The organism is Bradyrhizobium sp. INPA03-11B (assembly GCF_040446015.1).
Classification (GTDB): Bacteria; Pseudomonadota; Alphaproteobacteria; order Rhizobiales; family Xanthobacteraceae; genus Bradyrhizobium; species Bradyrhizobium macuxiense_A.
Genome location: NZ_JASGSR010000029.1, coordinates 1 through 11,995 on the forward strand (window position 1 = coordinate 1; position 11,995 = coordinate 11,995).

An 11,995-nucleotide genomic window follows, 5' to 3' on the forward strand; every position below is an offset into this window, starting at 1 on the left:
TCACAGACCCCGGCGCCGCCGCCGGGGTCGGGGCGGGGGTCGGGCTCGGGCTCGCCGCTGGAGCGGGCGAGGCGGACGGCGACTGGGCAGGCGCCGGGCTTGCCAGTGCGATTGCGGCCAAAGGGAGTAGCGCGACCAGGGCCGCGCGGAGCGTGTTGATACGGTTCATTGATACTTCTCCATCCCCTTCCTCAGACGGCCGCTCGATCTGTCCCGGCGCGCGCGGTCCGCGAGGTGCGATATTCCTAACACGCGAGTTCTGCATTCGTCCCATGACAGATGTGTCATAGGGCCATTCAGACTGGCCTTCCGGCCACCACTCGCCATATAACCGGGCAGAATTTGGGAAAATCGATGAGCGCGCTCGCCAATCACGCATTCGCCAAGATGAACGGCATCGGCAACGAGATCGTCGTCGTCGACCTGCGCGATTCCCAGGGTCGGGCACAAGTCTCGGCAGCCGAGGCGCGCGCGGTGGCGTCGCCGGCCGGAGCGCCCTATGACCAGCTGATGGTGCTGCAGCCGCCGCGGCTTGACGGCACCGAAGCGTACATCACGATCTACAACAATGACGGGTCGGAGGCCGGGGCCTGCGGCAACGGCATGCGCTGCGTGGTGCGGCGGATCTTCGAGAAGACCGGCCAGGCCACGGCGACGTTCCAGACCCGCGCCGGCCTGCTCAACTGCTGGCAGGGGCCGGCGCCGGATCTCTACACTGTCGACATGGGCGCGCCGAAGTTCGGCTGGCAGGACATTCCGCTGGCTGAGGAATTTCGCGACACCCGCTACATCGAGCTGCAGGTCGGGCCGATCGACAATCCGGTGTTGCATTCGCCCTCGGTGGTCTCGATGGGCAACCCGCATGCGGTGTTCTGGGTCGATGACGTCAATGCCTACGACCTCGAACGTTTCGGGCCGCTGCTGGAAAACCATCCGATCTTCCCGGAGCGCGCCAACATCACGCTGGCCCATATCGTCGATCGCGACCACATCACGATCCGCACCTGGGAGCGCGGCGCCGGCCTGACCAGGGCCTGCGGCTCGGCAGCCTGCGCCACGGCGGTCGCAGCGGCGCGGCTGAAGCGTGCCAACCGCATCGTCGAGATTACGCTGCCCGGCGGCAAGCTCGGCATCGAGTGGCGCGAGCGCGACGATCACGTGCTGATGACCGGCACCGCCGATTTCGAATATGAGGGCCGCTTCGATCCGGCGCTGTTCGCCAGCGTAGCTTAATTGCGATGGGCGTCGATGTCGTCACCTTTGGCTGCCGCCTCAATTCGTTCGAATCCGAAGTAATTCGCCGCGAGGCGGAGCAGGCGGGACTTTCCGACACCATCGTCATCAACAGCTGCGCCGTCACCAACGAGGCGGTGGCGCAGGCCCGGCAGTCGATCCGCAAGCTGAAACGCGAACGCCCCGAGGCGCGCATCGTGGTTACCGGCTGCGCGGCGCAGACGCAGAGCCAGATGTTCGCAGACATGGCCGAGGTCGATCGCGTCGTCGGCAATGACGAGAAGATGCGTGGCGACGCCTGGCGCGCGACACGTTCAGCATTCGATATCGGCGCAAGCGAGAAAGTCGCGGTCGCCGACATCATGGCAGTGAGGGAGATGGCGCCGCATCTGCTCGATGGATTCGAGCGCGGCCTGCCGCGGGTGTTCGTGCAGGTGCAGAACGGCTGCGATCATCGCTGCACCTTCTGCATCATCCCCTATGGCCGCGGCAATTCGCGCTCGGTGCCGATGGGCGCGGTGGTCGACCAGGTCCGCGCGCTGGTCGAGCGCGGCCATGCCGAGATCGTGCTGACCGGCGTCGATCTGACGAGTTATGGCGCCGACCTGCCGGGCGCGCCGAAGCTCGGCCAGTTGACCCGGCAGATCCTGCGCCATGTGCCCGAGCTGAAGCGGCTGCGCATCTCCTCGATCGATTCGATCGAGGCCGATCGTGATCTGCTCGACGTCATCGCCGACGATGCGCGGTTGATGCCGCATCTGCATCTGTCGCTGCAGTCCGGCGACGACATGATCCTGAAGCGGATGAAGCGCCGCCATTCACGCCGGGACGCGATCGATTTCTGCGCGCAGGTGCGCCGGCTGCGGCCCGACATCGCGTTCGGCGCCGACATCATCGCGGGCTTCCCGACCGAGACTGAGGAGATGTTCGCGCGCTCGCTCGATCTGGTCGAGGAATGCGATCTCACCTTCCTGCATGTGTTTCCGTATTCGAAGCGTCCCGGCACGCCCGCTGCACGGATGCCGCAGGTCGCAGGCGGCGCGATCAAGGAACGCGCCAGGCGGCTGCGTGCGGCCGGCGACGCCGCGCTGCTGCGGCGGCTGGCAGCAGAGGTTGGCGCGACGCGCGAGGTGCTGATCGAGAGCGATAGGCAGGGCCGCACCGAACATTTTCTGCCGGTCGCGATCGATGGCGATGTGCCGGGCGCAGTGCGGCGGCTCACCGTGACCGGTCATGATGGCGCGCGCCTCGTTGGATCGCGCGGCGTCAAAACAATGAGCTAGCGCCCCGTTCCGATTCCGTTGGATCGAAGTGGCTCCAGGTCCGCCTCCGAAAGCGGGCGTGAATGCACGTCGGCTTCAGAGCCAACAAGCGATATCGCGATTGATGGACTCGCCATCTCGCTCGAACCGGGGATGATCCCGGCGTCGTGCGATAATGTGGTCGACGAGACGATGCGCCTCTTCCACGATCCCAAAGATGGTGCCTGATTTGCGGGTTGAGGAAAAATCGACACCAGCGAAATAGAGCCCGGGTGCTTCGGTCAACCCCTCGCTCTCCAACGGCTGGCCGTCTGTCTTGAGCACGCCCGGCACCTGCACAAAGCTGTAATCACCCTTGAGACCAGTGCACCAGATCACCGTCGTAAGGTGATACTCGCTCGGGTCCAAAGACAGAATCGGCGGATCAGGCAGGCGCGGCGCAACAGTCTCGGCTGGATCGTCAACCGCCGGCGGCGCATCGAGGTAGTTGCGGGCAATGTAATCGTCGATGTGCTGCCTTGACCTCGCTGCGACTTCGTCGCCCAGCCGTAAACTCTCGTGGACATCGTCCGCGAAAGTAAGCCGGCCGTTGGCGATCCCTGTGAAGCGGCCGAGCAGCACGACACCCTGCGCGCTCAGCGATTGCAGGCTTATCGTGTGGAGCGCACCGAGCAGCGGCCGCCCCGCAAGGCGCCCATCGGGGCCGACGAAGTCCTTGCGTGGGACGTCAAATAGACCGCTTTCCCGCTCCCAGAACCCGATATCGCGGCCCCGATATCGCCGCGGCTTCCGCCCGGTCCGTCCAGTGGACAGGAAGACGGTTCGCCCCGCCATGACCAGGTCTTCGGCAATCTGGCCCCCGGATTGAGCGCTTCCAACCACCAGGACTGCCCCCGCAGGGAGCGCCTGTGGATTGTGATAGGCAGATGAGTCGATCTGCAGCAGGTGCGGTGGAAGCGCTCGCGCCGCCGCCGGTCGCCGTGCGCAGTTCAGGCTGCCGCTGGCGATGATCACGGCTCGGGCCGTGAGTTCGCCGGCTGAGGTGATGAGGCGGTAGATGCCGGCCTTCCAGTCGCGCGTCAGCGCCGTCACTGCCGTGTTGATCGCCACCGGAAGACGGTGGACCTTCGCATATTCCTCCAGCAGATCGACGAATTCCTCGTGCGTGAAAAACCCGTCAGGGTCGGATCCCTCATAACGGCTACCCGGCATCAAGGTCAGAGACTTCGTCGTGTTCAAATGGAAGGAGTCCCAGCGTTGCGTAAGCCAGGTCTCGCCGATCCGGCCGCGCTCCAGCACGAGATGCGAGAGGCCGGCTTTGGTCAATACATAGCTGACACCGAGCCCGGCCCAGCCAGCTCCGATCACCGCCGCGTCAAGTGGTCTGATCATGCTGATGACTCAGGTCTCAAATCGCGCCGCCGATTCGGCTGCGAATGAAAGCGGCCAACCCCGAAACCATCGCCGCGTACAGCTGGAAATGAAGCTGCATGATCGAATGGCGCCATTTGATTGCAGCAGGCTGCGAGGTCTCCTTCGGCTTCAACCAGTATTCCTCGTACCAATCGGGACGAACCTGAAACGCTCTCGTCGCCCGCTCGAGATCCAGAGGAAGGTTTTTGGGCCTCATGACGCAACTCCTTTCAGTCGGCGCAGGGTTTCCCGTCGCTCACGATTCCTGCGGTCGAGCATTTCTGTCATGGAGGGCAGACGGCGCTTCGTGGGTCCATCGCGCGGTTCGATGCGACGTATTCGATCTCGCCGCGTGAAATGCCGATGTCCGTCAGCTCACTGTCACTCAGGCCGGACAAGGTGGTGCGTAGCCGTGCGCTTTTGCGCCGTTCCTGAAACGCCTCGCAATGTCCTTCCAGGAAGCTGACGACCCGCCGGGCAAAAGCGAACGGCCTGTCCCACCCCGTTGCGATATAGGTCGTACTCATTGCGCAATCTCCGGATGCTCAACTCGGCCGGGCACGCGCATCACCGGTGCCGCCTTGCGAAAATGAACTACCGCTGTGTCGCAATCGACCTGTGGCGCCGAGCGTGATAAATTCGCAAAATCCTCGGCCCGGGCGCGTTTGTTGCCCCTAAGACCCAAGTGCGACCGATATGGCGACGGTCAATCTCGCACTTCTTGGTGGTTTCCGGTTTCAGACCGAGCCCGGAGAGCCGATTCCGCTGTCGACCAAGAAGGCTGCGGCGCTGCTGGCTTATCTGGCGCTCCATCCGGGCCAGGCTCAGGCGCGCGCAAAACTGGCGACCTTGTTGTGGGGTGACCGCAGCGAGGTGCAGGCGCGCGACAGCCTGCGACAGGCGCTGAGTCTGGTGCGCAAGGCGCTGTCGCACGTCGACCCAGGCGCCTTGATCGCTCACGAGGATACAATCAGCTTTGAGCCGACGGCGTTGACCATCGATGCGACCGTGTTCGGAGATCTGGCCGCGCGCCAGGAAATCGCGAGTCTTGAGCAGGCGATCGCGCTCTATGACGGCGAGCTTCTCGATGGCTTCGAGGTTGTCGCACCGGAGTTCGAAGGCTGGCTGACGGCGGAACGTGAGCGATTTCGCGAAATCGCGCTCGAAGCCATGACCAGATTGCTGGACCACCATCTGTCCAACGGCGCGATCGAAGGCGGCATTCGCATCGCGGCGCGGCTGCTGGCCGCCGACCCGTTGCAAGAACGTGTCCATCGCACCCTGATGCAGCTCTATTGTCGACAAGGCAGATACGGCGCGGCGCTTCGCCAATATCGCACCTGCGCCGATTTGCTCGCAAAGGAGCTGGGGATCGAGCCGGATGCGACAACCAAGGCATTGCGTCGGGATATCCTTCGCGAGTGGAATCAACGGAAAGGCGCGACCCCGGGCGATGCCGCGGCAATATCTCCCGGAGAGGTCGAGGAGACCGAAGCACCGACAGCGCCACGCTCGCCGGAGCGCCGCCAGGTTACGGTTCTCGCCTGTGATCTGGTCGGCACGAGCGCCCTTGCGGCTCGACTCGATCCGGAGGAATTGCGGTCGTTGATCACTGCCTATCAGCGCTGCTGCATGCCGATCATCGCTCGATCCGGCGGCACGGTGGGCAGGCTGTCCGGCACCGGGATGCTGGCGTATTTCGGCCACCCACAGGCGCACGAGCATGACATCGAATGCGCGGTTCGCGCCGGCCTGAGCCTCGTCGATGCGGTCTCCCGGCTTGATGGCGGCAGCGCCGGCTGCTTTCAGTTGCGTACAGGCATAGCAACCGGTCCGGTCGTGGTCGGCGATCTTTCCGGCAGTGGCGACGATCAGCAGATGATGATCGGCGAGGCCGTGCAACTCGCCGGGGCTCTGGAAAAGATCGCCGAGCCGAACTCCGTTCTGATCGCGTCGAGCACCCGCCAGTTGATCGGCAATCTGTTCGACTGCGACGACCTTAGACCGATGGCGCTCAACGGATTCTCCCAGCCGGTCCCGGCGTGGCGGGTGAAGGGGGCAAGCAGCATCGATAGCCGCTTCGAAGCATTGCGCGCGCCCACCACGCCGCTGATCGGCCGAGATGAAGAGCTCGAATTGCTGTTGCGCCGCTGGCGGCAGGCGGCCAACGGGGGGCGCGTGGTGCTGCTGTCGGGCGAGCCCGGAATTGGCAAGTCGCGGCTAACGGTCGAGCTGGAAGCACGAGTCCAGGGGGAGCCGCGTACCTGCGTGCGTTATTTCTGCTCACCACACCATCAGGACAGCACGCTTTATCCGATCAGCCACCAGCTGCAAGGGGCGGCCGGATTCCGGCGCGATGACACCGATGCGCAGCGACTTGACAGGCTCGAGGCCGTGCTGGCCCGGTCGATCGACGATTACAGCGAAGCTGCCCCGCTCATCGCCAATCTACTGTCCGTGCCGACCGGCGGCCGCTATGCGCACGTCGACCTTGCTCCCCAGAAGCGCAAGGAGAAGACGCTTCGGGTGCTGTTGGCGTGGCTTGAAGGACTGGCTGCTCGGCAGCCGGTGCTTGTTGTCTTCGAGGACATCCACTGGATTGACCTCACCTCACTGGAATTGCTGGACCTGATCGTCGACCGGGCGTCGACGATACCGGCCCTCGTGGTCATCACCTGTCGGCCCGAGTTCACGCCCTCGTGGATCGGCCGTCCCCAGGTGACCTTGCTTGCGCTCAACCGTCTGTCGCCTGCGCAGCGTGCTGAGATGATCGCGGCGGTGGCCGGCGGCAAGGCGCTGCCGCTGGAGATCGCCGACCAGATCATCGATCGCGCCGACGGAGTGCCGTTGTTCATCGAAGAGCTCACCAAGACGGTGGTAGAGAGCGGCTTCCTGGTTGAAGCCAATGATCGTTACGCGCTAACGGGGCCGGCGGCGGCGCTGTCGATCCCGTCGACATTGCAGGGCTCGCTGCTCGCGCGCCTTGATCGTCTTCCCGAGACGCGAGAGGTGGTGCAAATCGGGGCGGCGCTCGGTCGCTCGTTCTCTCACGAATTGATCTCCGCGGTGGCGCAGATGCCGCAGCAACAAGTCGATGATGCGCTCGCACGCCTCGGGAGCGCGGAACTGATCTTCCGGCGGGGCGCTCCGCCCGACGCGTCCTATACCTTCAAGCACGCGCTGGTCCAGGACGTCGCGTACGGCACCCTGTCGCGCAACCAGCGGCACCTGCTGCACGAGCGGATTATCAGGACGCTCGAGCAACAATTTCCAGATACCGTGGCGGCCCAGCCGGCGTTGCTTGCTCACCACTGCGAACAGGCGGGGTTGATCGGAAAGGCGATCAGCTACCGACGGAAAGCCGGGGAGCTGGCGCTTGCACGCTCGGCAACGGCGGAGGCGGAGGTTCAATTACGCAAAGGCCTGGGCCTTCTCGCCAGCTTGCCCGAAGGCCCCGCGCGCGACAACAAGGAGTTCCGCTTGCAAGCGGGGCTTGGCGTGGCTCTGTGTGCCGCCCATGGCTGGGGCGCGCCGTCGGCAGGTCAGGCCTTCGACCGCGCCCGTGAACTCTGCGCAGCTATGGATCAAACGGATCGGCTTCCAAGCATCATCGTGGGCCAATTTGCCCATCGCTTGTATCGCGCCGAGCTGAGGTCGGCATATCGGCTTTGTGACGAGCTTCTGAGTTTGGGCAAGACCTGGAAGAATACAACGGCTACCTTGCCCGCCTGGCGATGGACCTCTGAAGCAATCACATGGGTGGCGCGTTTCTCGAAGGTACAAAGTCGGCTTTGGTTGGGTGAGTTGGCTGCCGCGCGCGCGGGTGCTGAAGAAGCGCTTCGACTTTATAACAGCGCCGGCTTGGATGTCGTCTCCATCGGCGGGCATTGGACCAATGACGTTCGAATTGCTCCACTTTCGGTAAGCATCGAGTCGCTGACCTATCTTGGACACCTTGATCAAGCGCGTCGGCGACGTGATGAGGCGATCGAGCGCGCGCATCAAATCAGACATGCGGGCTCGATGGGCTTCATACTGTCGTGCATTGCAGGTTGCGAAGCGCATACTGAAACCGATCCCGCCATCCGGTTGGATCATGTCCGGGAATTGGAGACCTTCTGTGCGCAGCACGGCTTTGCGCATTGGGAAAATTCCGCAAAATGGCAGCGTGCATGTTGCCTGATGGCCCTCGGCCGCACAGCGGAAGCAGCCGAACTGCAGGCCGATGCCGGTGCGGAATTGCGCGCCACGGGGAGCTATCTTCACAAGCCGACGCGGCTGATGTCGCTTGCGGAAGCGCTTGGGAGAGCTGGTCACCCGAACGAAGGACTGAAAAAGCTCGAAGAGGCGGCAAGTGAAATCGAGGTCACCGAAGAACGTTGGGCTGAATCAAATCTGCACCGTATCCGTGGCGAACTCCTGATTACAATTGGCGACGTAGCGGGAGCGGAAGCAAGTTTCCGCCAGGCTATCGAAATTGGAATCGGCCAGAGCGCAAGATTGTGGGAGCTGAGAGCCGCCACTTGCCTCGCCCGTCTTTGGCGTGACCAGGGCAATCGTGGGCAGGCGCGCGATCTGCTCGCGCCGGTCTACAATTGGTTCACGGAAGGGTTGGACACGCCCGTTCTGAAAGAGGCCAGGGCGGTACTGGCGGAGATCACCGATTGAGCTCGGCGATGCGAAATAGCGCAATCGAGATGCGGCCCTCTGCTCAAGAGAGGCGAGATGAAGAGCAAGACTCGGACGGTTCATGTCGCGAGAACGCGAAGCTGCGACCTCCGCCCGCGCAACACATTCGGTGTCGTCCCTACGAAAGCAGGGACCCATAACCACAGATGCAGATTGTTGCGCGACGGCGGAACGACGAGTCCCAGCCACAACCTCCGCCGCGGCGTATGGTCCCGGCTTTCGTCGGGACGACGTGCGGAGAGAGCCGCGCGCTCCACTCTGTTCAGTGTCATCGCCCGGTCGATGACCGGGCGATCCAGTACGCCGCGGCCTATCGGTTCAAGCACTGCCGCCTCTGGAATACTGGATCACCCGCTTTCGCGGGTGATGACGCTGAGCAAGTTGTTTGACAGGTTAAATCGGTACCTATCGCCTGCGTCGCGCATGACGCGATCAGGGGGTGCGTCCGCCAGGCCTTGCAGGCTGCGACGCGCGAACCTGCCAGAATCGCAGCAGGCGATCGGCGTTTTCGCGGGTCATTTTCGTGAACTGGCCTTTCGCATGGGCGAGCTCGACGGGGCCCATGGAGCCGGTCGTGTAGCGGCATTCCATCACCGCGGCGGTGGTCTCCCAGCTCAGGCCAGCCGCGCCGCACGGCACCAGCAGGCCCTCACTGCGCAGGCTTTGCATCAGCGAGCGGATCACCTCGATGCTCGACTGCGCAAGATCCGCCAGCGCGACGACGGTCTCTTCATATTTTCGCTGCCTGGCAAAGCCGAGCAGGGCGGCTTCATTGAGCTCGCCGCTGTCCCTGAGCTTTGCGACGTGACGCCTCGCTGTGGTGAAATCGCGGACCTGCGACATGTCGCGCTCGACGCCGGCCGCGACCGCGGCGACCGCGTGCCGGATCTCCTCGAACAGATACGGCGGCGCGCGTTCCAGCAAACGGCCGCGAACCTCTTCCGTCGCGCGGCGCAGGAGCTGAAGGCGGAGCTCCGACGGCAGGTCGGCGCGGATACCGGTCTCGACGGCGAGAACCGGATCGTACTCGGCCTGCGCGAGGATGACGGCAAATCCGTCCGGCGATACCTTGGCGCCGGGATTGTTGACCAGGCGGTGGCTCACACTGGCGAAGCGACGCGCCAGAAGCGCATCGGTGACGACTTCCTTCAGCCACCAGCGGCCGGCGACGGCGAGCAGATGCTGCTCGCTCTTGGTCTGCGCGATCTCGACCAGGTCGTCCGCGCTGAGCCGCGACGACTCCTGCAGCACCGGCCGCGCGATCCTGATCTCGTCATTGCCGGCGAGACGGCGAATGATCGCAGGCGGAGCCTGGGTCACGGGTGCGAGCTGCTCGCTGATGTCGGTGAGCGCCATCCGGGCGCTGATGTCGGCAAGCGCCCTCAGCTCGATGGTCTTGACCAGCCGATCGAGCACGTTATCGAACAGCTCGACCTGTTCGCTGTTGAAACTGCCGGCGGAGGCGAGGAACAGGTCGGTGACGCGCTTGGCGGTGGCAATGCATTTTTCGGCGGAGCCGGCGCGTATCGCCGCCTCGACTTCGTCGACAATTGCCTGCCCGGCAGTCAGCATTGCTCGTCCTGAGCCCGTCGTGATGCGCTTTTCTAAGCCGCCTGCAGGACTACCGGACGAGGCTGAAAGTTCCGTAAAGGGTAATGGTCCGTAAAACCCCGGAGATCACTGGCCGGTCCAGCCGCAGGCCCTGAGCCGCTGCCACATATGCTCAGGCGCCGGCGCGACCACATGCACCGGGTCCTTGTTGCGGGAAATCGGGATGCCGATTTCGCGGGAATGCAGATGCAGGGTCGGTTCGCCGAAGCGGGGGCCATTGCCATAGATATTGTCGCCGACAATCGGCCAGCCCATCGCCGACGCATGCACCCGGAGCTGATGGGTGCGGCCGGTGACCGGCTCCATCGCCAGCCAGGCAAGGCCCTCGCCGCGCCCCAGCACCTTCCAGTTGGTGATCGCCTTCTGCCCGTCCGGATCCGGCTTCTGCCACCAGCCGCGCTCGGCGTTGAGCCGGCCGAGCGGCATGTCGATGGTGCCTTCGTCCTCGACGGGGCCGCCCTCGACCACGGTCCAATAAGTTTTCGAGATCTTGCTGTGCTTGAACAGCAGCCCGAGCGAGGCGGTCGCCTTGCGGTGACGTCCCAGGACGAGGCAGCCGGAGGTGTCCTTGTCCAGCCGATGCGCCAGCACCGGCGGCCGCGGCAGGCCGAACCGCAACGCGTCGAAGGAGGCCTCCAGGTTGGGCCCGCCCTTGGGGCCGCGATGCACCGGCAGGCCGGCCGGCTTGTCGATGACCAGCATCAACCCGTCACGGTGGAGCACCCGGCCCAGGATTTCTTCCGCGGTCAATTGGGGAACATCGATCAATTCGTCGAGACTTTCGTTTATGGGCCGAAACGGCTAACACGTCCGCGTCATGAACGATACCACTGCAGGAACTCCAAAACAGAGCTGGTGGCAGCGCCTGAAGGGCGGCCTGAAGCGGACCTCGAGTTCGATCGGGACCGCGGTCGCGGACCTCGTCACCAAGCGCAAGCTCGATTCGGCTATGCTCGATGACATCGAGGATGTGCTGCTGCGCGCCGATCTCGGGACCGATGTCGCGGTCCGCATTGCGGAGGCGGTCGGCAAGGGCCGCTACGACAAGGCGATCTCCGCCGACGAGGTCAAGGACGTCGTTGCGACCGAGGTCGAGAAGGTGCTGGCGCCGGTGGCGAAGCCGCTCGAGATCGACGCCGCGAGGCAGCCGTTCGTCATCCTGGTCGTCGGCGTCAACGGCTCCGGCAAGACCACGACGATCGGCAAACTGTCAGCCAAATTTGCCGCCGAGGGTCGCAAGGTCATGCTGGCTGCCGGCGACACCTTCCGCGCCGCCGCGATCGAGCAGCTCAAGGTCTGGGGCGAGCGCACCAAATCGCCGGTCATCGCGGGGGCCCAGGGCTCGGATTCGGCAAGCCTCGCCTTCAGCGCGCTGACCGCCGCCAAGGAGCAGGCGCGCGACGTGCTGCTGATCGACACCGCCGGCCGGCTGCAGAACAAGTCCGAGCTGATGAACGAGCTCGAGAAGGTCGTGCGTGTCATCAAGAAGGTCGATGCCTCGGCGCCGCACGCGGTGCTGCTCGTGCTCGATGCCACCGTGGGACAAAATGCGCTGTCGCAGGTCGAAGCGTTTCATCGTACGGCGGGCGTCACCGGCCTCGTGATGACCAAGCTTGACGGCACCGCGCGCGGCGGCATCCTTGTCGCGCTGTCGGAGAAGCACAAGCTGCCGGTGCATTTCATCGGCGTCGGCGAAGGCGTCGAGGACCTCGCGCCCTTCACGGCGAAGGATTTTGCCAAGGCGATTGCCGGGATCGAGGCATGACCTCGAAAATCATGCCTCAAAC

9 protein-coding genes are annotated in these 11,995 nt (G+C 64.2%); 4 read left to right on the forward strand and 5 right to left on the reverse strand.

The features are described 5' to 3' along the window. Positions 1-354 precede the first annotated feature (354 nt). Complete coding sequence (gene dapF / locus QMZ05_RS14715) at positions 355-1,233, forward strand: diaminopimelate epimerase (RefSeq protein ID WP_353701409.1); 879 nt, start codon at positions 355-357, stop codon at positions 1,231-1,233. Positions 1,234-1,238: 5 nt separating this feature from the next. Beyond that, positions 1,239-2,516 (forward strand): tRNA (N(6)-L-threonylcarbamoyladenosine(37)-C(2))-methylthiotransferase MtaB, encoded by a 1,278-nt coding sequence (mtaB, locus tag QMZ05_RS14720; protein WP_353701410.1) that lies wholly within the window; start codon positions 1,239-1,241, stop codon positions 2,514-2,516. A gap of 75 nt (positions 2,517-2,591) precedes the next feature. Here the strand turns inward: mtaB and QMZ05_RS14725 are convergent, their stop codons facing one another. The 3 genes from QMZ05_RS14725 to QMZ05_RS14735 form a co-directional block, all read right to left on the reverse strand. Further along, positions 2,592-3,887 (reverse strand): NAD(P)/FAD-dependent oxidoreductase, encoded by a 1,296-nt coding sequence (locus QMZ05_RS14725; protein WP_353701411.1) that lies wholly within the window; start codon positions 3,885-3,887, stop codon positions 2,592-2,594. A gap of 16 nt (positions 3,888-3,903) precedes the next feature. Beyond that, positions 3,904-4,125, reverse strand: coding sequence for a hypothetical protein (locus tag QMZ05_RS14730; RefSeq protein ID WP_353701412.1), 222 nt, complete (start codon positions 4,123-4,125; stop codon positions 3,904-3,906). Positions 4,126-4,192: 67 nt separating this feature from the next. Beyond that, on the reverse strand, positions 4,193-4,435 hold the full coding sequence (locus QMZ05_RS14735) for a DUF1127 domain-containing protein (protein WP_353701413.1): 243 nt from the start codon (positions 4,433-4,435) through the stop codon (positions 4,193-4,195). Positions 4,436-4,604: 169 nt separating this feature from the next. Between QMZ05_RS14735 and QMZ05_RS14740 the strand changes: the two genes are divergently transcribed. Continuing rightward, positions 4,605-8,576 (forward strand): BTAD domain-containing putative transcriptional regulator, encoded by a 3,972-nt coding sequence (locus QMZ05_RS14740; protein ID WP_353701414.1) that lies wholly within the window; start codon positions 4,605-4,607, stop codon positions 8,574-8,576. 453 nt (positions 8,577-9,029) lie between these two features. On the opposite strand, the gene QMZ05_RS14745 is transcribed toward QMZ05_RS14740, so the two are convergent. Both QMZ05_RS14745 and QMZ05_RS14750 read right to left on the reverse strand, forming a co-directional pair. Next, entirely contained in the window at positions 9,030-10,169 is a 1,140-nt protein-coding gene (locus tag QMZ05_RS14745) for a DUF2336 domain-containing protein (RefSeq protein WP_353701415.1), read from the reverse strand. Positions 10,170-10,274: 105 nt separating this feature from the next. Continuing rightward, a complete protein-coding gene (locus QMZ05_RS14750; RefSeq protein WP_353701416.1) occupies positions 10,275-10,976 on the reverse strand; it encodes an RNA pseudouridine synthase in 702 nt (233 codons plus the stop codon). Positions 10,977-11,025: 49 nt separating this feature from the next. On the opposite strand from QMZ05_RS14750, the gene ftsY reads away from it, so the two are divergent. Continuing rightward, entirely contained in the window at positions 11,026-11,973 is a 948-nt protein-coding gene (ftsY, locus tag QMZ05_RS14755) for a signal recognition particle-docking protein FtsY (protein ID WP_353701417.1), read from the forward strand. Positions 11,974-11,995 lie beyond the last annotated feature (22 nt).

Coding starts and splice junctions, on each gene's coding strand:
- dapF (WP_353701409.1), top strand. CDS start 355: ATGAGCGCGCTCGCCAATCACGCATTCGCCAAGATGAACGGCATCGGC.
- mtaB (WP_353701410.1), top strand. CDS start 1,239: ATGGGCGTCGATGTCGTCACCTTTGGCTGCCGCCTCAATTCGTTCGAA.
- QMZ05_RS14725 (WP_353701411.1), bottom strand. CDS start 3,887: ATGATCAGACCACTTGACGCGGCGGTGATCGGAGCTGGCTGGGCCGGG.
- QMZ05_RS14730 (WP_353701412.1), bottom strand. CDS start 4,125: ATGAGGCCCAAAAACCTTCCTCTGGATCTCGAGCGGGCGACGAGAGCG.
- QMZ05_RS14735 (WP_353701413.1), bottom strand. CDS start 4,435: ATGAGTACGACCTATATCGCAACGGGGTGGGACAGGCCGTTCGCTTTT.
- QMZ05_RS14740 (WP_353701414.1), top strand. CDS start 4,605: ATGGCGACGGTCAATCTCGCACTTCTTGGTGGTTTCCGGTTTCAGACC.
- QMZ05_RS14745 (WP_353701415.1), bottom strand. CDS start 10,169: ATGCTGACTGCCGGGCAGGCAATTGTCGACGAAGTCGAGGCGGCGATA.
- ftsY (WP_353701417.1), top strand. CDS start 11,026: ATGAACGATACCACTGCAGGAACTCCAAAACAGAGCTGGTGGCAGCGC.